Origin of the sequence: Enterobacter nematophilus (assembly GCF_026344075.1) — a bacterium.
Classification (GTDB): Bacteria; Pseudomonadota; Gammaproteobacteria; order Enterobacterales; family Enterobacteriaceae; genus Enterobacter; species Enterobacter nematophilus.
This window is the reverse complement of sequence record NZ_JAPKNE010000004.1, coordinates 318,842-340,842: the sequence shown is the minus strand read 5'-3', so window position 1 is coordinate 340,842 and position 22,001 is coordinate 318,842. Positions and strand designations below refer to the sequence as shown.

Genomic DNA, 22,001 nt, shown 5'->3' with positions numbered 1-22,001 from the left:
CAAGTTCCCCCTCTGCCTTCTTGCCTATAATCGCGCCTGTTTCCCCTCTCACTGGTGCTACCCATGGCGTATCAACTGAACCTGAACTGGCCGGAATTTCTTGAGAAATACTGGCAAAAACAACCCGTAGTGCTGAAAAATGCCTTCCCGAATTTTGTCGACCCGATTACCCCGGACGAGCTGGCAGGCCTGGCGATGGAGCCGGAAGTCGATAGCCGTCTGGTGAGCCACGCTAATGGCAAATGGCAGGCCAGCAATGGCCCGTTTGAGCACTTTGACGGTCTGGGCGAAACCGGCTGGTCGCTGCTGGCGCAGGCGGTGAACCACTGGCATATGCCTGCTGCGGAGCTGGTGCGTCCGTTCCGCGTCCTGCCGGACTGGCGTCTGGACGATCTGATGATCTCCTTCTCCGTGCCGGGCGGCGGCGTGGGGCCGCATATCGATCAGTACGACGTGTTTATCATTCAGGGGATGGGCAGCCGCCGCTGGCGCGTGGGCGACAAGCTGCCGATGCGTCAGTTCTGCCCGCATCCGGCGCTGCTGCACGTGGATCCGTTTGAGCCGATCATCGACGAAGATCTTGAGCCAGGCGATATCCTCTACATCCCGCCTGGATTCCCGCACGACGGCTTCACCCATGAAACCGCGCTCAACTACTCCGTCGGCTTCCGCGGGCCGAACGGCCGCGATCTGATCAGCAGCTTTGCCGACTACGCGCTGGAAAACGATCTGGGCGGCGAGCACTACAGCGATCCGGATCTGACCTGCCGCGAACACCCTGGCCGCGTCGAGCAGTACGAGCTCGATCGTATCCGCCAGATGATGATCGACATGATTAGCAAGCCGGATGATTTCACAAAATGGTTCGGCAGCTTTGTCTCCACGCCGCGTCACGAGCTGGATATTGCCGCCGCCGAGCCGCCGTATTCAGCGGAAGAGGTGCTCGACGCGCTGCAGGGCGGCGAAACGCTGTCGCGCCTGAGCGGCCTGCGCGTGCTGAACGTTAACGGCAGCTTCTTCATCAACAGCGAACAGCTGGAGACGGTAGATGCGAAGGGCGCGGACGCGCTGTGCCGCTACACCGAGCTCGGCCAGGCCGAGCTGGGCGACGCGCTGAAAAACCCGGCGTTTGTTGACGAACTCACCGGGCTGATTAACCAGGGCTACTGGTTCTTCGACGAGTAACAGCAGGCGGCGTTTAGCCAGCCTAAACGCCGCTACGTTCAAACCAGCATATTACACGCCTTCCAGTAGTTCAAAAGCCGCTCGTCGTCGCGCTCTTTCTCCGCTTTGATTTTCATCGCCTGGGCGAGATTCTGCCGCGATACCTCATGGCCTTTTTGCACGATGTCCAGAACCGCTTCACCAAGAGCCAGCGAAATTTCTGCCCGATTATTGTTGCGAATCGTCATAAATACCTCCTCGTTGGTTGCGATAATTTAATTATGAACGGGAAATAATCACTCGGTAATAATTCATCTCATTCTTATTTTTTCAATGCGGCGCTAAATAGACATAATATTCCATTCTGTCAATGATGTTTCAAAATGCTAATAAGCCTTTTAAGCCTGAATTTATGCGCTACAGTTATTTTCGTGCAACAGGCAAATAACCGAAACAGGAGAATGATTATGGTAGATAAAAGCGCAATTAAGGATCACACTCAGGTTGTCGCCAGCTGCGGAACGCACGTCGGGGTTGTGGACCATTTAGACGGTGAGCGTATCAAGCTTGCGAAGAGCGACCCGGAATCGGGCGGCAAGCACCACTTTATTCCTCTCGGCTGGGTCGATAAGGTCGAAGATAATAAAGTTGTCCTGACCAAAAACCATAAAGAGGTTTTTGCTGAGTGGCAGGAAGCATAAAATATATTTCTCGTTAAGAAATATACGCCTTCGCTCCGGCTTCGTCCGGAGCGTAATAGCGTCTGCGCCCGGTGATTGCTGATATAGCAAAGGGATGGTACTGTTTTGCCTGACCTTTCCCCGATGCAGGCCCCGAATGATGCTCCAGAGTGAAAATAGATCAGCGAAACGCATATTTTTTGTTGAGGATTTTCAGGTATTCGGCGAGCGCTACGGCATCGACTACCGTTTCCCGCTGTTAAAAGGGGAGCAGGTTAGCGGCAGCCCGGTGTTGCAGGGGAATGTGGAAGAGATGACGCTCTCGTCCGGCATTTCGCTGACCCACTCCGACGTGCATGTATTACAACCCTACGAAACCACATCCCGCCACAGCAGCCCGCTCTATATGCTGGTAGTCCTGGAAGGGTGCGTTACGATCGCGCTCAATGGCATCGACTATCACGTTCGTCCCGGCATGGCGTTCAGCGCCCGTCTGAGTGAGGAACAGGTGATGAGCGCGCGTCACGACGCCGACAGCTCGCTGAAAACGCTCTCGTTTGGCGTGTACCCGCATGAAGCCGGGCGTGAAGCCCTGCTTGAGTCGCTGCTGCTGGAATGGCAAAACCTGAATACACCCACGTTTGTCTGGCACGTTCCCGAGTTTGTTATGTCAGGTATTCAGCATGCGCAGCAGCAGAGGGGAAGCGTGCTCGCGCGTAAGCTGTTGCTGGAGGGGCTGATGTACCAGCTGCTCGGCCACGGCCTGAACCAGCGCCAGCAGCCCTGCCCGAGCCGCCCTGAGCATGCGCGTCTGGAACGCGTGCGGAGCATGCTGGAACAGTCTCCTGAACGGGATCATACCCTCGCGCAGCTGGCTGCCCTGGCTGCAATGAGCCCAAGCAGCCTGCGCAGCAAGTTCCGTCAGCGCTACGGCTGCACGCTCTTCGATTACCTCCGCGACTGTCGCCTTGCGCTGGCGCGCCGCTATCTGCTGGAAGGCCACAGCGTGCAGCAGGCGGCCTGGATGTGCGGGTATCAGCATGCCACCAACTTCGCCACCGCGTTTCGTCGTCATTACGGGATTTCACCGGGCGACGTGCGCAAACTCCGCTAACGTAATTTCGCCCATCGCGCGAACGCATCCCGTGCGGTTTAGCATCGCGCATACGTAACCTGGCGGCGCGCATAGCCGTTTGCTCCCTCAAAAAGGTAATAATTCTTATTAACAATAAGAAATATCTCTGGAGAGGGTTATGTTTGCTAAATCGCGTCTGGCACTGGTGGTGGGATGGGTTACCGGTAGCGTCGCTTTTCCTTTACTGGCGCAGGATGCGCAAAAAACTGACACCGTGGTGGTGACCTCGCAGATGCAGTCTGCGGCCACCAAGCTTGAAACGCCGGATATTGAGACTCCGCAGTCGGTCTCTATCGTCACGCGCGAGCAGTTCGAAGAGCAGGGCGCAACCAGCGTGCGTCAGGCCGTGAGCTACACGCCGGGGGTCTACAGCAACCAGATCGGGGCGTCAAACCGCTTTGACTACATGGTGCTACGCGGCTTCTCTGACGGCAGCCTGGACAACGTCTACCTGGACGGCCTGAAGATGATGGGCGACACTAACTCCCACAGCTCGCTGGTGGTTGATCCGTGGTTCCTGGACAGTATCGAAGTCGTGCGCGGTCCGGCCTCCGTGCTCTATGGCCGTTCATCGCCGGGTGGGATTGTGGCGCTTACCTCCCGTAAGCCGTCGTTCGATCCGGGCGGGGAGATCAAGCTCTTTGCCGGGAACAATAGCCAGCGTGGGGCGATGTTCGACGTCACCGGCCCGGTTGATGATAACGACCGCGTGGCGGTGCGCCTCAGCGGGATGACCCGCTATGCCGATTCCCAGTTCGATCCGCTGAAGGAAGAGCGTTACGCGCTGATGCCGAGCCTGACCTGGCGTATCACCGATAGCACCCGTCTGGATCTGATGGCCTACCTGCACCGCGATCCGGAAGGCGGCAGCCACTCCGGCCTGCCGTATGAGGGCACCGTTGTGCCGCACAGCGGAAAGAAAATCTCCAACACGTTCTTTGAAGGTGAAGACGATTACGACAAGTACGATCGTCGGGAAAACATGGTCGGCTATAACCTTGAGCACCTGTTTGACAGCGGCTGGTCCGTGCGCCAGAAGCTGCGCTACCTGCACACCAAAGTGGAGCTGAACCAGGTGTATGCCGCAGGCTGGCTGAATGACACCGAGCTGAACCGCGGCTATTCCGGCTCCGACGAGAAGATGAACGCCATCACCCTGGATAATCAGGTCGACGGCAGCTTCGACACCGGGGCGGTGAACCACCGCGTGCTGATCGGCATGGACTACCAGGACCGCACCAACAACGTGACCGGCTACTATGGCGGCTTCCCGCCGATTGACGCCTTCCACCCGGTTTACGGTGCGAAGCCGGACTACATCACCCAGTACAGCAGGGAAAAGCATAAGCTTCGCCAGACCGGCTACTACCTACAGGATCAGATGTCCGTTGACCGCTGGCGCCTGACGCTCGGCGGGCGTTACGACCAGGTGAGCGTGTCGAACGTCGACAACTTCAACCACACCCGCAGCGATCTGGATAAAAACAACTTCAGCAGCCGCGCGGCGCTGCTGTATCTGTTTGATAACGGCGTTGCGCCGTACGTCAGCTACTCCACCGCCTTTACGCCGACCAGCTTTGCCGACGAGCAGGGCAATATCCTGGATCCGATGAAGGGCAAGCAGTGGGAAGCGGGCGTGAAGTATGAGCCAGAAGGGATGAACAGCCAGTTCAGCGCCTCGGTGTTCCGCATCAACCAGAAGAACATTGCCACCAAAGAGGAGCCGACCGATCCGTACCGTTCCATCGGTGAAATCGAATCCGAAGGCGTTGAGCTGGAGGCGATTGGTCAGCTGACCGACAGCCTGCGCATGCAGGCGGCGTACACCTACACGGATATTCGCTACAAGAAGAGCAGCCCGGAAGAGGAGGGCAAGCGCGCCGTCTATGCCCCGCGTAACATGGCCAGCGCCTGGCTGAGCTACGACGTCAAAACCGGTCCGCTGGACGGCCTGACCGTCGGCTCCGGCGTGCGCTATGTCAACGGGATCGCCAGCGATCGCCAGAACACCCATACGCTTCCGTCGTACACGCTGGTGGACATGGTCGTGGGATATGACCTGTCGAAAGTGGGGCTCACGGGCGTGAGCGCGCAGCTGAACGTCAATAATCTGACGGACAAAAGCTACGTTGCGGCGTGTAACTCGCTCTCTTACTGCTATTTCGGTGCAGAACGCAGCATTGTGGGCAGCGTTTCGTGGAAGTTCTGAGTCGTTGATTTTGCCGGGGGCGGGAGCGGTTTTCTCCCTCTCCCTGTGGGCTGAGGGATCCCCACAAAATAATGTTTGCATGGACGACCCCCTCTCCCTTGAGGGAGAGGGCTGGGGTGAGGGGGAACATACGGCTCCGGTGGTCATTCCGTTCACTTTATGTTCCTTGCTACTCTGTAAGGACATGACCGGTGAACGTGCCAGGGCGGCTCAATCGCCACCGCCCTGGCGACCCGGGCTCCCGGCGGTAAATCGCCGCTTCGCGGTGCCCTCAGCTTATTCCTTCAGGCTATCGGGTCGGGCATGAGCCTGCATCCCTGCAGGCCACGCCCTCTCGGCGCATCCGTGCGCCTCGCCCCGGCCTTACGGAAACGCTTCGGCGATTTACAGCCGGACCAGGGCGTCGCTGAAAGCTTTAACTCGTTCTGAAACAACCTTATTGCTTCTGCTTATAAATTACTGGGGATTCCTCAGCCCCGTGGGAGAGGGCTGGGGTGAGAGCATCAGGCCGCACTAGCCCTCCTCCATCGCAATCACAATCGCTTCACCCATCTTTTTCAACGCCTCGCGATGCTTCTCCGTTGGCGGCAGCGCCACGTTGATCCGCAGGCAGTTGCGGTACTTCCCTGACGCGGAAAACAGCGACCCGGCCGCGGCCTGGATCTTCAGCCGACACAGCTGCTTGCTGACGCACACCATATCCACCTTCTCCGGCAGCTCAACCCACAGCAGAAAGCTCCCCTGCGGGCGCGTGACGCAAATCTCCGCCGGAAAATACTGCCGCACCCAGCAGGTATAGGTTTCCATATTCTGCTGATAAATCTGGCGCATACGGCGCACGTGGCGGTGGTAATGGCCGTCGCGAATAAACGCCGCTACCGCCATCTGGGTGCCCGGCACGTTAAACCCGCCGGCGGCGTATTTCATGTGCATCACCCGGTCGTAATAGCGCCCCGGCACAATCCAGCCGACGCGCAGGCCCGGCGCCACGGTTTTGGTAAACGAGCTGCAGAGGATCACGCGGCCGTCGATGTCCATCGAATGAATGGTGCGCGGGCGCGGGTACTCCGCCGCCAGCTCGCCGTAAATATCATCCTCGACAATCACGATATCGTGCCGCTGGGCGAGGGCTAAAACCTGCTTTTTCCGCGCTTCCGGCATGATGAACCCGAGCGGGTTATTGCAGTTGGGCACCAGGATCACCGCCTTGATCGGCCACTGCTCCAGCGCCAGCTCTAACGCCTCGATGCTGATCCCGGTCTCGGGGTCGGTGGGAATTTCAATCGCCTTGATGTCAAACCCGCGCAGCATCTGCATGGTGCCGTGAAACGACGGCGACTCCACCGCCACGATATCCCCCGGTTTGCATACCGAAAGCAGGGCGATCGACAGCGCGCCGTGGCAGCCGTTGGTGATGACTATCTCGTTGGCCGCGACGGTAGAGCCGCCGTCCAGCATCAGGCGGGCGATCTGTTCGCGCAGCTCAAGGCGGCCGTCGAGCACGTCATAGCTCAGCATCTCGCTCGGGTTATGCTGTGCAAGGCGGCTCATCTCGCGCCACAGGGGCTTGAGGCTCGGCTGATTTACGTCCGGCGAGCCGCCGCCAAAGGAGATCATCTCTTTGTCGGCGCGGGCGTCCAGCAGCATCATCACCTCGTCCCACTGGGTGACGTCCACCGGGCGCTGCACCGGGCGCGTCATCGCCGGGACGGGCGGCTGGGCTTTGCGTTTCGAGACAAAATAGCCGGAGCGCGGCTGAGGCGTGATCAGCTGAAGATTTTCGAGGATCTGGTAGGCCTGCTGTATGGTGCTGATGCTCACGCCGTGCTCCTGGCTCAGGGCGCGCACCGACGGCAGACGTTCGCCGCTGCGGTACAGCCCTTGTTCAATGCGTTCTGCCAGAAGGTTGGCGAGATGTTGATAGCGCGTCATGCTGTATCCTCTGTTTTCACCATACAGATTGTTAAACCAGTACAGATTGCCGCAAAAAACGGCATGCAGATACCGTTTTAGCGGATCTGTATGTTAAACAAAAGTTGTTTTTGCATCTGTATTGCACGGGCCGATTTCCAGGATGATAACCCCACTGGCACAGTGAGGAGAGCATCATGGAATTCTACGAGAACCGTTCAAAACGTCCGTTCGTCGTGTTTGTCTGGATCGGCAAAACGATCCGCAGCTGGTATCGCATCAACCGGACCCGCCGCATCCTGAGCCAGATGAGCGACGAGCAGCTCAAGGACGTCGGGTTATCCCGCAATGATATTTAAACCGTAGCCGGGTAAGGCGCAGCCGCCACCCGGCGATGTTCAGCTCAACAGTTCAAGCGTCTGCCGCTTCGGCCTTTCCAGCAGCTCCACCGCCTCCTGATAGGACCGCACGTTGTTATAGCCCATCACCAGCCCGTAGCGTTTGCCCGACCCGCGGTACCACTCCGAAAGCGCGTTCACCTGCAGCTGCTGTTCCTGCCAGCAGCGGGCCACTTCCCGGTCGCAGCTCCCTTTGGTGAGAAACGCCACGATATGCATTCCGCCGTCGTTTTGCTCGGTGAAAAACAGATCGCCATACACCTCGCGCAGGGCGGCAATCATCCAGTCGCGGCGGGTCTGATACAGCGCGCGCATCTTCTTAAGATGACGGAAAAAATGGCCTTCGTTGAGAAACGCGGTGAGGATCTTTTGCGTCAGCACCGGCTGGCCGCTGGTGGTAATATCCGCGCAGTCGGTAAAGGTCTCGACGGTGCTGGCGGGCATCACCACGTAGCCCATGCGCAGCGACGGCATGATGGTTTTACTGAAGGTGCCCATGAAGATCACCCGGTCGTGCTGGTCGAGGCTTTTCAGCGACGGCAGCACCTTGCGGGTGTAGTGAAACTCCCCGTCGTAATCGTCTTCAACGATCCACGCCTCGTTCTGAGTGGCCCAGTCGAGCAGCTGCTGCTTGCGCGGCAGGGAGAGCGTCACCGCCAGCGGGCTCTGGTGCGACGGGGTGACGATGGCAAAACGCGCGTCGCGATGGTGACGGAGCAGGTATTCCGTATCAATGCCGCTGCGATCGACCGGCACCGTGTGCAGGCGCGGCACGATCCGCTTCAGCAACTGCTGGCCCATAAAGTAGCCCGGATCTTCAAACACCACCTTGTCGCTGCGGCTGGCGAGGGTGTCGAGGATCAGCCGCAGGCTGCCGCTGTAGCCGCTGGTGATCAGCACCTGTTCAGCGGTGCAGGACAGGCCGCGCGAGATATTGAGATAGCTGGCGATGGCCTGGCGCAGCGGATACCAGCCCGGAACGGGCGGGTTGAGCATCTCCTCCTGACGCATGGCGCGCGTCGCCTGGCCCGCCAGCAGCAGCCATTTTTTATACGGGAAGCTGTCGAGGGCGGGGATGCCGGGGCGCAGAAACCCCGCCCGCTCGCGCTGGCTGATAAGCGAGGCCGGAAGGGCTCCGGTGGGCTGTTCCGCCGGGGCAGCCCTGTCCGGCAGCAGTAAATCCGGGTTAACCCGCGTGCCGCGCGCGCCCTGGCTCACCAGATACCCTTCACCCGTCAGAATGGCGTACGCCGTTTCGACGGTTTTGCGCGCCACCTTCAGCTCTTCCGCCAGCACGCGGATGGCGGGCACCTTATCGCCCGGCTGCAGCACGCCGCGCGTGATGTTGTCGCGATAGCGGGAATAAATCTCGTGATAGCCCGGCTTCATGTCCTACCTCATTTCACGCTTTTTGTATCTTTTTACTATGTCATGAACGGCGTAGATTTGCCCCATCGCATGACATATGCCGCACAAAAAGAGGAAAGACAATGAGCACTCGCGTTAACCACCATAAAGCCACACCTGCCCTTGCCAACGCGCTGTCTGCCCTGAGCATGGAGGTGGCAAAAACCTCCATCGACCCGGCGCTGAAGCACCTGATCGACATTCGCGTGTCGCAGCTGAACGGCTGCACCTTCTGTCTGGATATGCACTCGAAAGAGGCCAAAATCGCCGGCGAGCGCGAGCTGCGCCTGTACCATCTGGCGGCCTGGCGCGAGTCCCCGCTGTTCAGCGCCCGCGAGAAAGCCGCGCTGGCCTTCACCGAAGCGCTGACCCAGATTGGCGTGCACGGGGTGAGCGACGCGCTCTATCGCAGCGTGGCGGAGCACTTCTCGGACGTGGAGATTTCAGAGCTGAACTTCGCCATCGTGGCGATCAACGCCTGGAACCGTCTGGGGATCACCTCCCGCATGGCGCCGGGCTCGCTGGACGCGGCTTACGGGCTGAATAAGGCTAACCTGGAATAATCCCGCGCTCGCGGATCGTTGCCACCAGCGCCCGCAGTCCAGGCGGGACGTGGCGATGGCCGGGGTAATAGAGGCGCAGCCCGGCAAAGGGCTGCGCCCAGTCGTTTAGGACGCTCACCAGTTCTCCACGCTCAAGCTCTTCCCGGATATACAGTTCCGGCAAAAATCCCACCCCTAATCCCGCCTTCACGGCGCGGATCGAGGCAAAAAGATCGGACGTCGCAAAGCGCGGCGGTACGGCAAGGGCGTACGTTTCCCCCCGACGCGCCAGCTCCCAGCGGTAGATCCCGCCGTGGGCCATGCGCATGCCGATCCCCTGGTGTGAAAGCAGATCGTCCGGCGTCTGCGGAATGCCGTGGCGTGCAAAATAGTCCGGCGTGGCGGTCACCAGCTGGCGGATCTCCCCGGTCAGCGGCACGGCAATCATGTCCTGCGGCACGGACTCTTCGAGGCGGATCCCAGCGTCGTAGCCTTCGGCAACGATGTCGATCATGCGCGCTTCGCTGACGGTCTCTACGCGCATCTTCGGGTAGCGGATCATAAAGTCGATCAGCAGCTGGTCCAGAAACAGGGTGCCGATATGGTTCGGCACGTTCAGACGCAGCGTGCCCGCGGGTTCCCCGGTGTCGCTGTGGATCTCCTCTCCGGCGAGGCGGATCTCCTGCAGCGCCGGGCCGACGCGCGCCACGTAGCGCTGCCCGGCGTCGGTGAGCGCCACGCTGCGGGTGGTGCGGTTAAAGAGGCGGGTATCAAGGCGGCTCTCCAGCCCGGCGATGGCGTTGCTTACCGCCGTGGCGGACATGCCCAGCTCCTGCGCCGCGCCGCGAAAGCTGCCGCGCCGCACCACCGCCATGACCACTTCCAGCTCTGTCAGACCTGAACGATGCATAGATTATCCTGAAAATCGAAACAACCCTTGCAGCATAGCGTGGATTATCGCAACGGAGAAGCCGTGCCAGACTGTGCTCACACAGCCTGAGGAGGTTTATATGCACACTATCGAACAGATCTTTATCAACGGCGAGTTTGTCACCCCGCACGGCACCGAACGGTTTGATTTATACAACCCGGCGACGGCGCAGGTCATCGGACAGGTACGCCTGGCGGATGAAGTTGACGCAGCGCGCGCCGTTGCGGCGGCAAAAGCGGCGTTTCCGGCGTGGTCGCAGACCACAAAGCAGGAGCGCATCGCCGCGCTGAAGCGTATGCACGCCGCCGTGGCCGCTCGTCACGACGATCTGCTGGAAGCGGTCATCGAAGAGTACGGCGCGCCCGCCTCGCGCTCGGCGTGGATGGCCAGCTATCCGGCGGAGGTGATTGCTCAGGCCATTGAGGCGCTGGAGGCGTTTGAATTCGTCACCCCCGCGGGCGCAGCCACGGTGCAGATGACGCCGCTCGGCGTGGCCGGGCTGATTACGCCGTGGAACAGCGACGCCGGGTTTATCTGCGGCAAGCTGGCGGCCGCGCTGGCGGCGGGCTGTACGGCGGTCATCAAGCCGAGCGAAATGAGCGCACTGCAAACGCAGATTGTCACCGAAGCGCTGCGCGATGCCGCGCTGCCGCCGGGCGTGTTTAACATCGTCACCGGGCGGGGTGAAACGGTCGGTGACGCTATCAGCCGCCATCCGGACGTGGCCAAAATCTCGTTTACCGGCTCCACGAATACCGGCAAGGCGATCCTGCGCAACGCGGCGGAGAGCTTTAAGCGCGTGACGCTGGAGTTAGGCGGGAAATCGCCAACGATCCTGCTCGATGACGTGGATCTGGCGCAGGCGATCCCGCTTGTCATTCAGGCCGGGTTTATGAACAGCGGGCAGGCGTGCGTGGCCGGAACGCGCATTCTGGTGCCTTACTCGCGCAAGGCGGAGATCGAAACCGCGCTGGCGCAGGCCGTGGCGGCGGTGAACTCCGGCGACCCGCGCGATAAATCAACGGACGTCGGCCCGATGGTCAGCGAAAAGCAGTGGCAGCGGGTGCAGGGCTATATCCGCAAAGGTGTTGAAGAGGGGGCGCGCCTGCTGGCGGGCGGCGAAGGGCGGCCAGAGGGCACGCGGGACGGCTGGTTTGTGCGCCCGACGCTGTTTGCCGACGTCAACAACCGGATGGCGATTGCTCGTGACGAGATTTTCGGCCCGGTGCTATGCGTAATCCCCTACCGTGACGAGGCGGAGGTGATAGCCATTGCCAACGACACGGACTACGGCCTGAGCGCGATGGTGCTGGGCGGCGATGCGGACCGCGCGCGCCGCGTGGCGCAGCAGATTGTTTCCGGTCGCGTGCTGGTGAACACCCTGGCCCATGAACCGAAAGCGCCGTTCGGCGGGTTTAAGCACTCCGGCGTGGGGCGCGAGATGGGCGAGTGGGGGATCCGCGCGTTTATGGAGCCGAGGTCTGTTCTGGGCTAAAGCTTCGCTCTTTACCGAAGCATTGTGCTTTTCCATCCCGCATTCTCTCCTCAACATCACAGCGGAGAGACCCTCATGATTGCAGTCATTTTCGAAGCCAAAGCCGCGCCTGCCCATCAGGCGCGCTATCTTCAGCTTGCCGCAGAGCTTAAGCCTTTGCTGGCCGACATCGACGGCTTTATTGATATCGAACGGTTCCAGAGCCTAACGACCGACGGCAAAATCCTGTCCCTTTCCTGGTGGCGGGATGAAGAGGCCGTCCGCCGCTGGAAGCAGAACGTTTTTCATCAGGCGGCGCAGGCCGAAGGGCGGGAGTCGATTTTCTCTTTCTACCGTATTCGGGTGGCGCAGCTGGTGCGGGAGTACAGTTCCGAAACGGGAGGGCACGCGAATGTATGACGTTCACGTGATTTTCAGCGACGGGCCCGGCGAGCTGGCGCGCTTTGGACAGCTGTTGGGGCGCAACGGCGTGGGGCTTGAGGGCGGCGGCGTTTTCGGTACGGAAGCCCATTTCCTGGTGGAGGACGGGGAAAAAGCCCGCCGAGTGCTGATGGAGGCCGGGTTTAGCGTGCAGGCGGTGCGCAGGCCGGTTATCAGAAAACTCAAACAGGAGCGCCCCGGCGAGCTGGGTGAAATTGCGGCGGCGCTGGCGGCACGCGGGGTGTCTGTTCTAACCCAGTACAGCGACCATGCGAATCACCTTATTCTGCTGACGGATGATGATAAGCTGGCCGCAGAGATCACCGAACCCTGGGCGGCACATGTTAAAGACAAGCTTACCGACTGATAACGGCGCGGCGCTGGAGCAGGCCATTGCGGCGGTGGCGGCGGCAATGGCCGATCCGTCGCGCGTGAAGATGCTGTGCGCGCTGATGGACGGGCGGGCGTGGACCGCCACCGAACTGAGCGCGGCGGCAGACGTCGCGCCGTCGACCGCCAGCGGGCATCTCGCCCGGCTGGTGGAGGGAAAGTTGATTACCTGTCTGTCTCAGGGGCGGCACCGCTATTATCGTCTGGCCGGGCACGACGTGGCGGAGCTGGTCGAACAGATGATGGGGCTCTCCTGGAGCCGCATTGCGCCGCCGGAAACCACCGCGCCGAAGGCCATGCGGGAGGCGCGGACCTGCTACGACCATCTGGCGGGTACGGTGGCGGTAAAGATCTACGATTTCATGCAGGCGGAAGGCTGGCTGGAGGCAGACGGTTCAGCGCTCACGCCGTATGGCCGGGAGCAGTTTCTGAAGCTCGGCGTTTCGTTAAGCGCTCACCCGCACCGCAAGGCCTGCTGCGCCTGCCTGGACTGGAGCGAGCGGCGGTTTCATCTTGGCGGTGAGGCGGGCGCGGCGCTGCTTATTCATCTGGAAAGCAAAGGGTGGATCCAGCGGGTGGCGGGGTACAGGGAGGTGGTGGTGACGGCGACGGGGAAGGTTGCCGTCAGGAAGCATTTTAGCCGCTAAACGCTGCTGCGGACTGATGCACTCCCTATTGCTACAGGTAACCCTGTTCCAAAAACAGGCTTTCTGTACAATAGTTCTCTGTACCCAAACTGACCAAGACTGGTCGGTTAAGGAATATTCGTCCTGACGACAGAAAAGGAATTTGCAATGGATATCGCTCTTTTTCCTGGGCAGAGTCGGCGCCAGTGGGCTGATACGATGATCAATCTGGAAGCCCGAAAGCTTGTGAATACCGCAAATATCATCGCGGCCATGCACCTTAGTGATTCACTGACCCGTCTGAAATTCGTGGATGAAATAAGACAGGTTGTCATGCAACAGTTTGACGCGGCGAGGAGAGCAAAGAGCGATGAAGAATGCATTACCTGCCTGAAAAAACTAAGGGCTGAGAATGAGTTCCTGCTTGAACAGTCGCGCATGCTTAAAACCGGTTATGCCCGAATCTACGCTGAAATTCAGTATGTAACAGAGCAGAATAAAATTGTCGGATACTTCATATCCGGGATTAAGGTCGTTCTCGCCGGCGTTCAGGCTGTGTTTGGCGGTGTTATGATCGCAACGATGACGCCTGCTGGTATGCTTGCCGGTGCCGTTTTGGTCGGTGATGCTCTTAATACGGTATCACGGGAGGCAGCCCGTCAGCTCCTGAATGAACCTTCTTCAGAGGGGATCCTTGCGGATGGCGCCATGTCCGTAGCGGAATTTATGGGCTTCAGCCGCGATGTCGGCCTGGGGATCTTTAATGCAACTACGCTTGCAGCCAACGTTTATGGTGTGTTTGGTCTGACTGGGAAAGCAGAGGCCTGGCGTCTTTTCCGTTATCTTCCTGGAGACTATTACCGCAAGGTAGAAACCATGTCTCCGGGCAAACTGACGATGAAGGTTCTGGGATGGGGGGTCAGTGCGAAGGTGGTACTGGAACTCCTTACCCGTGATGACCGGAGTCGCTGATATGTGATCTCATCAGCTTCCATGATTTATAGCCAAGTCTGACCGGCATCACCAGAAGCAGCACAATCAGCAGAAAGATGACTGCAACCACACAGGATATAACATGGCTGGTGCTGCCAAAGATCATGGTAAGCAGGGTGATTATGACCATCCCGCCGGTGATCCAGGCAACCGACAGGAAATAGCCGGCCAGATCCTTCAGAACCTTTTCCTGCGAGTCTCCAGTCGCCTGGTGACGTTTGATCCTCTCAATATCTTTACTGGTGAATCCTGCCGCGATAAGTTCCTGATTGTTAACTGTCATTCACGTCTCCTTTAACCTGATAAAAAGAATACACTATTTAGAAGTTCCGTTCCTTCCTGCTTTTGTCTTTACCTTCCTGGATTATTGTGCCGTTGCCGTTAAATGATGAGCTTGGCAGAAGAAGTTATCCGGCATGACCATATTACTGGCGATCCCTAAGCCCACAGGGAGAGGGAGATATCGTTTCGCAATTCCTGCGCTTTAACTTCTCGTTTCTTGATACTTATCCTGATAACTATTATCTTGACCGCGTGTGACGAGAGGTTTCCCCATGAGTGAAGAAGAACTGTTTAGCCGCAGGCCGATGGGCATGCGGATGGCGATGATCGTGCGCCAGTGGCGTGCGGTGATCGATGACGCCATTCTCGATACCGGGTTAACCCAGTCGAGCTGGACGGTGATGATGCAGCTTCATCAGCTTGGGGATAACGTCTCAATGAGTGAGCTGGCGGAGGTGCAGGGTATTGAACTGCCGCCGCTGATGCGCACCCTGACACAGCTGGAAAAACAGGGTTACCTGCTGCGCACCACATCGCCTTATGACAAGCGCATCCGGCTTCTGACGCTGACGCCTGAGGGAAAAGCCATATTAAAAAGGCTCACTCAGGTGATTGAGACCTATCAGGCGCGCGTATCGCAACACATCGCGCCGGAGCATATCGAGATTTTCAGCGCTACGTTGAATCAAATCGCCTGCAATTTGCGGACAATCCGCGAAGAAGACAACAAGACCGAAAAATAATGACCCCTGAACAAAAGTTTGCCCGCTGGGTAAGGGTGAGTATTGCCTCTTTCCTGCTGATGTTTATCTATTTTGTCGTCGCGGATATTTGGATCCCGCTGACGCCGGACTCCACCGTGATGCGCGTGGTTACGCCGGTTTCTCCGCGCGTCTCCGGCTATGTGGCGGCGGTTCACGTGCACAACAACAGCCAGGTGAAGAAAGGCGACCTGCTGTTTGAGCTCGACGACACGCCGTTTCGCAATAAAGTGGAGGCGGCGCAAATCGCGCTGGAGCAGGCGCGTCTCTCTAACGAACAGCTGGACGCGCAGATCGCCGCCGCGCAGGCCAGCCTGAAAACCGCCGTGCTGACCGCGCGTAACGACAAAGTGACCTTTGACCGCTATCAGAAGCTGAGCACGTTACAGAACGTCTCGCAGGCGGATCTGGATAAGGTTCGCACCGCCTGGCAGAGCAGCGAGCAGTCCGTCAGCTCCATTCAGGCCAACATTCGCAACCTGCGCATTCAGCGCGGCGAGCGCGAAGAACGCCGCAACGTGACGCTGCAAAAATACCGTAACGCGCTGGATGAAGCAGAGCTGAACCTCGGCTGGACAAAGGTCTACGCTCAGGCGGACGGCACGGTCAGTAACCTGCAGTTAAGCCCCGGTTTTTACGCCTCATCCGGCTCCGCCGCGCTGGCGCTGGTAAACAACCAGACCGATATCGTGGCCGATTTCCGCGAGAAGAGCCTGCGCCATACCCGTCAGGGCACCGATGCCGCCGTGGTGTTTGACGCCTTCCCGGGGCAGGTGTTCCGCGCCCACGTGGCCAGCAGCGACGCGGGGATCCTTGCAGGTCAGGAGGCGGTTAACGGCCAACTCTCCCAGCCGGAGACCTCTAACCGCTGGGTACGAGACGCCCAGCGCATGCGCATTCACGTCACGCTGGATGACGCGCTGCCGAAGCCGCTGCCAACGGGCGCGCGGGCGACCGTACAGCTCTATAACAGCGAAGGGCCGTTTGCGCGCTTCTTCTCCGGGATGCAGATCCACCTGGTGAGCCTGCTGCACTATGTCTATTAATACGCTGGAGCGGGTCTTTACCCCGCACGGCAACGTCGTCTACACGGCAAACGACTTTCGCCAGACCCTGCGCATCGTCTTTGCCGGGATGATTGCCCTGAGCATCTCGAGCTTCTACAACACCAGCTACGGCGTGTTTTTCGTGGTCTACCCGATCATGCTGCTGTCGCTGGTGCCGGTGTTTAACCGCCACGTGGCGAAGCAGTTTATCTTCAGCGCATCGCTGAACTGCGTCGAAATGGTGATTATCATCGGCTATCTGTCCCAATGGCCGGTCATCATGACGCTGGTGGTATTTGCCCTGTACGTGATGCGTTTTCGCTTTATGAGCAAAGGGCCGCTGTTCCTGTTCGGCTCGATGGGCGTGGTGTGCCAGAGCGTGATGCTCAACTTTATGAGCTACCCCACCACCAGCTGGCACACGCTGCTGTTTTCCAACATCGAAGCGAGCGTGATGGCGGTGTGCCTGAGCGCGCTGATGAACTACCTGCTGCCGGACGTTGAGCCCCGCAAGCCGCCGCCGCTGATTGAGAAAGACGACGCCCGCGTGCGCCACGAGTCGCTGCTCTCCGGCAGCGTCGCGACGATGATTTTCGTGGTGTTTCAGATTAGCGATTTAAGCGATTCGCTCTCGGCGCTGATGGCGGGGATTCTGATCCTGTTCCCGATGCACTATCGCGGCGCGGTGATGAGCTCCATCTGGCGCGTGGTCGGGGTGGTGCTGGGCTGCCTCTACATTCTGGTGGTGCAGCTTATCCTCTACGATCACAGCAGCCATATGCTGCTGATGATGCCGCTGATTGGCCTCGGCCTGGCGTTTGGCGCGCGGCTGCACGTGATGGAGAAAGTGGGCGCGGGCGTGGGGTTTTCCAGCATCACCACCATCGGCATTATGTTCGGGCAGAACATGCACCCGGACAGCGACCTGGTGTTCAGCGATCTCTATCGCATCACCTCCGTCACCTTTTCGCTGGTGGCGACGCTGACGATGGTCTTTCTGGTGCACCTAATCCTGAACCGTTTCGCTGCCACGCGCTACGTCATTCAGGGCTGATAGCCTATACCGCCGCTGAAGCTCCAGTCTTCAGCGGCAGTAAACTGGATAACGACCATCACGTCACCACCGTCGATGCCCATCTTCTCATTCAGTTGCGCAGCCAGCTGGCGATAGAGGGAAGCTTTCTGTTCATTGCTCCTCGGCTTACCGGCCACGATATTGAATAATATCGCCCCCTCCGTTCTGCCCTTGCTGAGATAGTGCCGGTCAATGTATCGATCCCCTGCAGCGAAGCATTCAAAAAAATGAAACCGGTCCTGCGCGGGAACGGCGAAGGTTTCCGTCAGCGCCTGGTGCAAAATGTCCGAGATCTGTTTTTTCTGCATCTCGGTATAGCGGTCACCCGTCATGATGCGAACAAACGGCATTATTTTTTCTCCTCTGCCAGGCAGGTCAGAGCGCTGACGGCTGCCGGCCAGCCTGCGTAAAACGCCAGGTGGGTAAACGCTTCGGCAATCTCGTCGTCCGTCACGCCGTTTTGTCGGGCGAAGTCGATATGCCAGGGAAGCTGCGCGGTGCGCCCCAGGGCGACCAGTGCGGCAAGCGTGATCAGGCTGCGATCCCGCGGGGCCAGCTGCGGACGCTGCCAGATATCGCCAAAAAGCACCTGCTGGCTCAGTTCCGCCAGCTTAGGGGAGACCTGCGCAAGCGTGTCGCGATTCAGTGTTGTATTCATTTTTTTCCTCCTGTTGTCTGGCAATGACTCTCGCAGGTTGCCACCATAAAGAAAATCGCAATGTTTCGGACTCAACGTCCCGAAAATGAGGATGATATGGATAAACGGTTTTCAGCATTAGACCTGGACGCGCTGCGCAGCTTTGTGGAGGGTATTCAGTCCGCCAGCTTTGCCGTGGCGGCGGACAGGCTGTGCCGGTCTACCTCTGCGGTTAGCGCCCAGCTAAAAAAGCTGGAGCAGCAGTGCGGCGTGGCCCTCACCGTAAAGCAGGGGCGAACGCTGGCATTGACCCCGGAGGGTGAAATTTTGCTGAGCTACGCCCGACGCATGCTGGCGCTAAATGATGAAGCTCTCCGGGCAATCAAGGGAGAGCAGCTGCAGGGAGAAGTGCGTCTGGGTATGCAGGAGGACTTCGGGGAGTCCGTGATGCCGCAGGTGCTCGGCGATTTTAACAGACAGCACCCTGAGCTCCGGTTGACCGCACGCGTCGAACGCAATCAGCCGCTGCTGCGGGGCGTTGCGGCAAACGAACTCGATCTGGCGCTGGTCTGGCAGGAAGGACGAGAAGGCGACTATGTGCGCAGCGAACCGCTGGCATGGATTTGCCGGTCCCGTGAGGACGTCGAGGCACTTTTGCAACGAGGGGAGCCGCTGCCGCTGGTGATGTTTGACGCGCCCTGCCTACTGCGAAGCCGGGCCATCGCTGCGCTGGATGCCGCAGGTATATCCTGGCGTATCGCTTTTACCAGCCATAGCCTGAGCGGGCTGTGGGCAGGCGTCAGCGCAGGATTGGGTATTACGCTTCGCACGCGTATTGGCCTGCCAGAGACCTTACAGATCGACAACCGCCTGCTGCCCAACGCAGGAGAGCTGGGGATTGCGCTGCATCAGGGGGATGATTCCACCGATACAGCCATTTCCAGCATGAAGGCGCTAATCATCAGGACGCTCAATGGATAAGCGTCGGGATTTGCGAGAGTAAAAACAGGATCAGGCCAATCGTCCCGCCCACCAGCGTGCCGTTGACGCGAATAAACTGCAGGTCTTTGCCGATGTTAAGCTCAATCTGGCGGGACATGTCTTTGGCGTCCCAGCTTTTGACCGTGTCGCTGATGTGGCGCGTCAGGAATGCGGCGAAATCCGGCGCGACGCGGTGCGCGGCCTGCTCCAGATGCTCGTTCAGCGACGCCCGCAGGCTGGCATCGTTAGACAGCGTTTCGCCAAACCACAGCCCGGCGTTTGCGATGCGCTGCTTCACGCTGGAGTCCTCGCTCTGCATATCCGCCTTCAGCCACTGGCGCAGGTCGGCCCACACCTCTCCCAGATAGCGGTTAAACGCCTCATCGTTTTTCAGGTAGTGCTTGATGTTGTCGGCTTTGGCCGCCATCTCCGGGTCGTTTTTCAGGTTATCGATAAGCTTCAGCGTGGCGCGGTCGAACGCCTGACGGATCTGGTGCGTTCGGTCGTGGCTGATATCGTCCAGCAGCGTATTCACCGCGTTCGACACCATCTCCGCGCTTTGATCCCCCAGCCACTCGGTAGGCAGCACCATCGCCTTGCGCGGGTGTTCGGTCTTCAGCCAGTGGACGATCTGGTCAGAGATAAAGTCCCGCGTGCTTTCCCGCTGAATCAGGGTAATCAGGCGGTTGATGATGGCGTCCAGCAGAACCTGATGACGGTTGTTTTTGGTCATGCTCTCCAGCATGACGGCGCTGGTTTCGGTGAAATCAACTTTGTCGATGGCCTTATGCACCGCCCGTTTGAGCAGGCGCTGAATACGTCCGTCATCGGTAAGCTCGAGAAAACCGCTCATCACCTGCATCAGATGCAGCCCGACGCGCTGGGCGTTGTCGGGCTTGCTGAACCAGGCGCCGATCATCTGCGCTGGCTCATAGCGGCGAATTAACGCGACCAGCGACTGGGTATCAAGAAACTTCTCCTGCACGAACTGGCCGAGATTGTCGCCGATCCGGTCCTTATTACGCGGGATAATCGCCGTATGGCGCGAGATAAAGGGAATCGGCACCCGGCGAAACAGCGCAACTACGGCAAACCAGTCTGCCAGCGCGCCGACCATCGCCGCCTCGGCAATGGCCTTCACGCCACGCACCCAGAAGGTCTGCGGCAGGAACAGAGTGGTGATAAACGCCGCGGCGGCAACCAGCAGCAGCGACAGCGCCAGCAGCTTGGCGCGTTTGAGTTCAGCGATTTTTTCCATGGGTTAAGGATAGAGGGTTGTGAACCAAAATTGCAAAGCTGGTGTAAGGGGGGAGGGAGACGTACTCTCTGAGTGAATAAACGACTTGTATATTAAAAAGTATATACATTAAAACTATCTATTATTAATTTTTCTAAGTTTTCTGTGCTTAGTTATTTTTGGACGTAATGTTTTGTGACCGTCGTAGTCATTTTAACGCTCTTGTTAGCCATAAGATAAATGACTATTCATGAAAGGAGACGGTATTGATGACATGGGAATATAAAGTTTCAACGGGAGTATTAAGTCATAATGGCGAGTTTATCGCAAAATGCTACAGCGGCGCGGGTGAATCAAGAGATAAGCATGAATATGAAAGTCAACGAAACAGAGGGCCCATTCCCAGAGGTATTTATTTTATTGCCGGATGGAATAATCATAAAAGTGCAGAGGCCATTATTCTTGAACCTATAGCGGGGACCAATACCTTTGGTAGAGATCATTTTCAAATTCATGGAGATAAAAAGGGTCAACCGCCAGGCTCGGCATCAGCAGGCTGCATCATTATGAACGGCCAGGACAAGCGTCATATGATTTATGATTCAGGTGACACAATACTGGTGGTGCGATAATGAAATATATGATTGCGCTGCTCTTCTTATGTGCTCCGATGGCTCTCTTTGCCAAAAACCACACTCCTGCGCAGATTATTCAGATGATAAACGATAAAGGTGCAAGGCGTGTTGTAGCAGAATTGTATGCTAATGATAGCGGTGAGTCGGAATGGTGGAATCATGTTATTCCAGAGATAAGTAAAGGAACTCAGGCATGGTTAGCCGTAGCGAGTGCCCTTGAACCCGGTGTAGACGCCAGTACGGCTGAAGATCTAAAGGCGGCGCTTTCAAATGCTATCCCGCATAACCCTTCGGGTGTTTTAGCAATCTTAAATGACGAAAAACCGTTGCTCACTATTGAACAAGTCTGCGCTTTTGCCAATTTCCCTGAGACGGAAGCAGAGAGTAATAAGCTTTTTGTCGATTCAATCAGGGAGATGTTTAAGGTTAAAAGTTCGGAGGGTAAAAGATGTCTCGCCATTATGATCGCCACCGTTGAACACTCTATTCCATTCGATAAGGATAATTAAATGGCCATTCCGGGATATATGTCATTAACTGACGATGCGGGTAATATCATAAAAGGGAGCGTGAGGGTTAAAGACCGTGAAAACCAAATTGAGGTATTAGGGCTCTATCATAACGTAAGCTATAACTCTGACCTGCATAATGGCAGAGCGTTGAGTAAACGCCAGCATCGCCCCTTTCTCATTGAAAAGGAAATTGATGCCTCCAGCGTTTTTCTTTATAAAGCACTCAGCACGGGCGGTACGCTCAGGAAAGCGACTATCGACCTGTACAGAATCAATGCTGCCGGTCAGGAAGAAATCTATTTCACGATAACGCTGGAAGCGGTGAAGGTCGTCACAGTGTTTTCATTGATGCATGACGTGAAAGAGGCTTACCATGAAAAACAGGGCCATCTTGAGCTTGTTGTGCTTCGTTATGAAAAGATTATCTGGCATTACCGTGACGGTAACGTTATTCACTTGGATGACTGGGATTATCGGTTAGGGGCTTGATTAACTGGCAACGGGAGACAGGTGGTTTCCCGTTGCCAGAGTGCA

General features: G+C 58.0%; 26 protein-coding genes. 18 read left to right on the top strand and 8 right to left on the bottom strand.

The genetic code is table 11. The features are described 5' to 3' along the window. Positions 1 to 63: 63 nt before the first annotated feature. Complete coding sequence (locus OSH03_RS14160) at positions 64 to 1,185, top strand: ribosomal protein uL16 3-hydroxylase (protein ID WP_266179370.1); 1,122 nt, start codon at positions 64 to 66, stop codon at positions 1,183 to 1,185. A 38-nt stretch (positions 1,186 to 1,223) separates the two neighbouring features. On the opposite strand, the gene OSH03_RS14155 is transcribed toward OSH03_RS14160, so the two are convergent. Beyond that, entirely contained in the window at positions 1,224 to 1,412 is a 189-nt protein-coding gene (locus OSH03_RS14155; RefSeq protein ID WP_266179369.1) for a DUF2767 domain-containing protein, read from the bottom strand. 219 nt (positions 1,413 to 1,631) lie between these two features. Here OSH03_RS14155 and OSH03_RS14150 point away from each other — a divergent pair, with 219 nt between their 5' ends. The 3 genes from OSH03_RS14150 (at position 1,632) to foxA (ending at position 5,188) form a co-directional block, all read left to right on the top strand. Continuing rightward, the gene (locus OSH03_RS14150) at positions 1,632 to 1,865 is read left to right on the top strand and encodes a DUF2171 domain-containing protein (RefSeq protein WP_003863067.1); all 234 of its coding nucleotides are present in this window, start codon (positions 1,632 to 1,634) and stop codon (positions 1,863 to 1,865) included. Between the two features lie 136 nt (positions 1,866 to 2,001). Then, positions 2,002 to 2,958, top strand: a complete 957-nt coding sequence (locus OSH03_RS14145) for an AraC family transcriptional regulator (protein WP_061099368.1) — start codon at positions 2,002 to 2,004, stop codon at positions 2,956 to 2,958. A 121-nt stretch (positions 2,959 to 3,079) separates the two neighbouring features. Continuing rightward, positions 3,080 to 5,188 (top strand): ferrioxamine B receptor FoxA, encoded by a 2,109-nt coding sequence (gene foxA / locus OSH03_RS14140; RefSeq protein ID WP_266179413.1) that lies wholly within the window; start codon positions 3,080 to 3,082, stop codon positions 5,186 to 5,188. Positions 5,189 to 5,701: 513 nt separating this feature from the next. Here foxA and OSH03_RS14135 read toward each other — a convergent pair. Beyond that, on the bottom strand, positions 5,702 to 7,120 hold the full coding sequence (locus OSH03_RS14135; protein WP_266179368.1) for an aminotransferase-like domain-containing protein: 1,419 nt from the start codon (positions 7,118 to 7,120) through the stop codon (positions 5,702 to 5,704). 176 nt (positions 7,121 to 7,296) lie between these two features. Between OSH03_RS14135 and OSH03_RS14130 the strand changes: the two genes are divergently transcribed. After that, complete coding sequence (locus tag OSH03_RS14130; RefSeq protein ID WP_266179367.1) at positions 7,297 to 7,458, top strand: DUF1127 domain-containing protein; 162 nt, start codon at positions 7,297 to 7,299, stop codon at positions 7,456 to 7,458. A 39-nt stretch (positions 7,459 to 7,497) separates the two neighbouring features. On the opposite strand, the gene pdxR is transcribed toward OSH03_RS14130, so the two are convergent. Then, entirely contained in the window at positions 7,498 to 8,886 is a 1,389-nt protein-coding gene (pdxR, locus tag OSH03_RS14125) for a MocR-like pyridoxine biosynthesis transcription factor PdxR (protein ID WP_266179366.1), read from the bottom strand. 101 nt (positions 8,887 to 8,987) lie between these two features. Here pdxR and OSH03_RS14120 point away from each other — a divergent pair, with 101 nt between their 5' ends. Beyond that, complete coding sequence (locus tag OSH03_RS14120) at positions 8,988 to 9,467, top strand: carboxymuconolactone decarboxylase family protein (RefSeq protein ID WP_008501331.1); 480 nt, start codon at positions 8,988 to 8,990, stop codon at positions 9,465 to 9,467. Here OSH03_RS14120 and OSH03_RS14115 read toward each other — a convergent pair. After that, positions 9,454 to 10,356 (bottom strand): LysR family transcriptional regulator, encoded by a 903-nt coding sequence (locus OSH03_RS14115; protein ID WP_266179365.1) that lies wholly within the window; start codon positions 10,354 to 10,356, stop codon positions 9,454 to 9,456. The genes OSH03_RS14120 and OSH03_RS14115 overlap by 14 nt on opposite strands. Before the next feature lie 100 nt (positions 10,357 to 10,456). On the opposite strand from OSH03_RS14115, the gene OSH03_RS14110 reads away from it, so the two are divergent. The 5 genes from OSH03_RS14110 (at position 10,457) to OSH03_RS14090 (ending at position 14,280) form a co-directional block, all read left to right on the top strand. Continuing rightward, complete coding sequence (locus OSH03_RS14110; protein ID WP_266179364.1) at positions 10,457 to 11,872, top strand: aldehyde dehydrogenase family protein; 1,416 nt, start codon at positions 10,457 to 10,459, stop codon at positions 11,870 to 11,872. Between the two features lie 75 nt (positions 11,873 to 11,947). Beyond that, on the top strand, positions 11,948 to 12,271 hold the full coding sequence (locus OSH03_RS14105; protein ID WP_266179363.1) for an antibiotic biosynthesis monooxygenase family protein: 324 nt from the start codon (positions 11,948 to 11,950) through the stop codon (positions 12,269 to 12,271). Continuing rightward, entirely contained in the window at positions 12,264 to 12,659 is a 396-nt protein-coding gene (locus OSH03_RS14100) for an amino acid-binding protein (protein ID WP_151413543.1), read from the top strand. Before OSH03_RS14105 ends, OSH03_RS14100 begins: the two co-directional genes overlap by 8 nt. Continuing rightward, entirely contained in the window at positions 12,634 to 13,329 is a 696-nt protein-coding gene (locus tag OSH03_RS14095) for an ArsR/SmtB family transcription factor (protein WP_266179362.1), read from the top strand. The genes OSH03_RS14100 and OSH03_RS14095 overlap by 26 nt, the downstream gene beginning before the upstream one ends. Positions 13,330 to 13,476: 147 nt before the next feature. After that, positions 13,477 to 14,280, top strand: a complete 804-nt coding sequence (locus OSH03_RS14090) for a DUF4225 domain-containing protein (RefSeq protein WP_266179361.1) — start codon at positions 13,477 to 13,479, stop codon at positions 14,278 to 14,280. Here the strand turns inward: OSH03_RS14090 and OSH03_RS14085 are convergent. After that, a complete protein-coding gene (locus OSH03_RS14085) occupies positions 14,255 to 14,584 on the bottom strand; it encodes a hypothetical protein (RefSeq protein ID WP_061099357.1) in 330 nt (109 codons plus the stop codon). The genes OSH03_RS14090 and OSH03_RS14085 overlap by 26 nt on opposite strands. A 271-nt stretch (positions 14,585 to 14,855) precedes the next feature. Between OSH03_RS14085 and OSH03_RS14080 the strand changes: the two genes are divergently transcribed. The 3 genes from OSH03_RS14080 to OSH03_RS14070 are packed head-to-tail and all read left to right on the top strand — an operon-like array spanning position 14,856 to position 17,444. Beyond that, the gene (locus OSH03_RS14080) at positions 14,856 to 15,326 is read left to right on the top strand and encodes a MarR family winged helix-turn-helix transcriptional regulator (protein WP_116342297.1); all 471 of its coding nucleotides are present in this window, start codon (positions 14,856 to 14,858) and stop codon (positions 15,324 to 15,326) included. Further along, positions 15,323 to 16,390, top strand: coding sequence for an HlyD family secretion protein (locus tag OSH03_RS14075; RefSeq protein WP_266179412.1), 1,068 nt, complete (start codon positions 15,323 to 15,325; stop codon positions 16,388 to 16,390). The genes OSH03_RS14080 and OSH03_RS14075 overlap by 4 nt, the downstream gene beginning before the upstream one ends. Next, the gene (locus OSH03_RS14070) at positions 16,380 to 17,444 is read left to right on the top strand and encodes a DUF2955 domain-containing protein (protein WP_266179360.1); all 1,065 of its coding nucleotides are present in this window, start codon (positions 16,380 to 16,382) and stop codon (positions 17,442 to 17,444) included. The genes OSH03_RS14075 and OSH03_RS14070 overlap by 11 nt, the downstream gene beginning before the upstream one ends. Here OSH03_RS14070 and OSH03_RS14065 read toward each other — a convergent pair. Then, on the bottom strand, positions 17,435 to 17,815 hold the full coding sequence (locus tag OSH03_RS14065; protein ID WP_266179358.1) for a tautomerase family protein: 381 nt from the start codon (positions 17,813 to 17,815) through the stop codon (positions 17,435 to 17,437). The two genes, OSH03_RS14070 and OSH03_RS14065, sit on opposite strands and share 10 nt — an antisense overlap. Next, a complete protein-coding gene (locus OSH03_RS14060) occupies positions 17,815 to 18,123 on the bottom strand; it encodes a carboxymuconolactone decarboxylase family protein (RefSeq protein WP_266179357.1) in 309 nt (102 codons plus the stop codon). The genes OSH03_RS14065 and OSH03_RS14060 overlap by 1 nt, the downstream gene beginning before the upstream one ends. Positions 18,124 to 18,219: 96 nt before the next feature. Here OSH03_RS14060 and OSH03_RS14055 point away from each other — a divergent pair, with 96 nt between their 5' ends. Then, complete coding sequence (locus OSH03_RS14055) at positions 18,220 to 19,083, top strand: LysR substrate-binding domain-containing protein (protein WP_253540545.1); 864 nt, start codon at positions 18,220 to 18,222, stop codon at positions 19,081 to 19,083. On the opposite strand, the gene OSH03_RS14050 is transcribed toward OSH03_RS14055, so the two are convergent. After that, entirely contained in the window at positions 19,073 to 20,341 is a 1,269-nt protein-coding gene (locus OSH03_RS14050) for a DUF445 domain-containing protein (protein ID WP_266179356.1), read from the bottom strand. The two genes, OSH03_RS14055 and OSH03_RS14050, sit on opposite strands and share 11 nt — an antisense overlap. Positions 20,342 to 20,589: 248 nt before the next feature. On the opposite strand from OSH03_RS14050, the gene OSH03_RS14045 reads away from it, so the two are divergent. From OSH03_RS14045 to tssD, 3 genes are read left to right on the top strand one after another with little or no spacing between them, the layout of a single operon-like run. Next, complete coding sequence (locus tag OSH03_RS14045; protein ID WP_266179411.1) at positions 20,590 to 20,952, top strand: tlde1 domain-containing protein; 363 nt, start codon at positions 20,590 to 20,592, stop codon at positions 20,950 to 20,952. Further along, positions 20,952 to 21,464, top strand: a complete 513-nt coding sequence (locus tag OSH03_RS14040) for a hypothetical protein (RefSeq protein ID WP_266179355.1) — start codon at positions 20,952 to 20,954, stop codon at positions 21,462 to 21,464. The genes OSH03_RS14045 and OSH03_RS14040 overlap by 1 nt, the downstream gene beginning before the upstream one ends. Then, positions 21,465 to 21,956 carry a type VI secretion system tube protein TssD gene (tssD, locus tag OSH03_RS14035; RefSeq protein ID WP_266179354.1) on the top strand — a complete coding sequence of 164 codons (492 nt, stop codon included), beginning with the start codon at positions 21,465 to 21,467 and terminating at the stop codon, positions 21,954 to 21,956. Positions 21,957 to 22,001 lie beyond the last annotated feature (45 nt).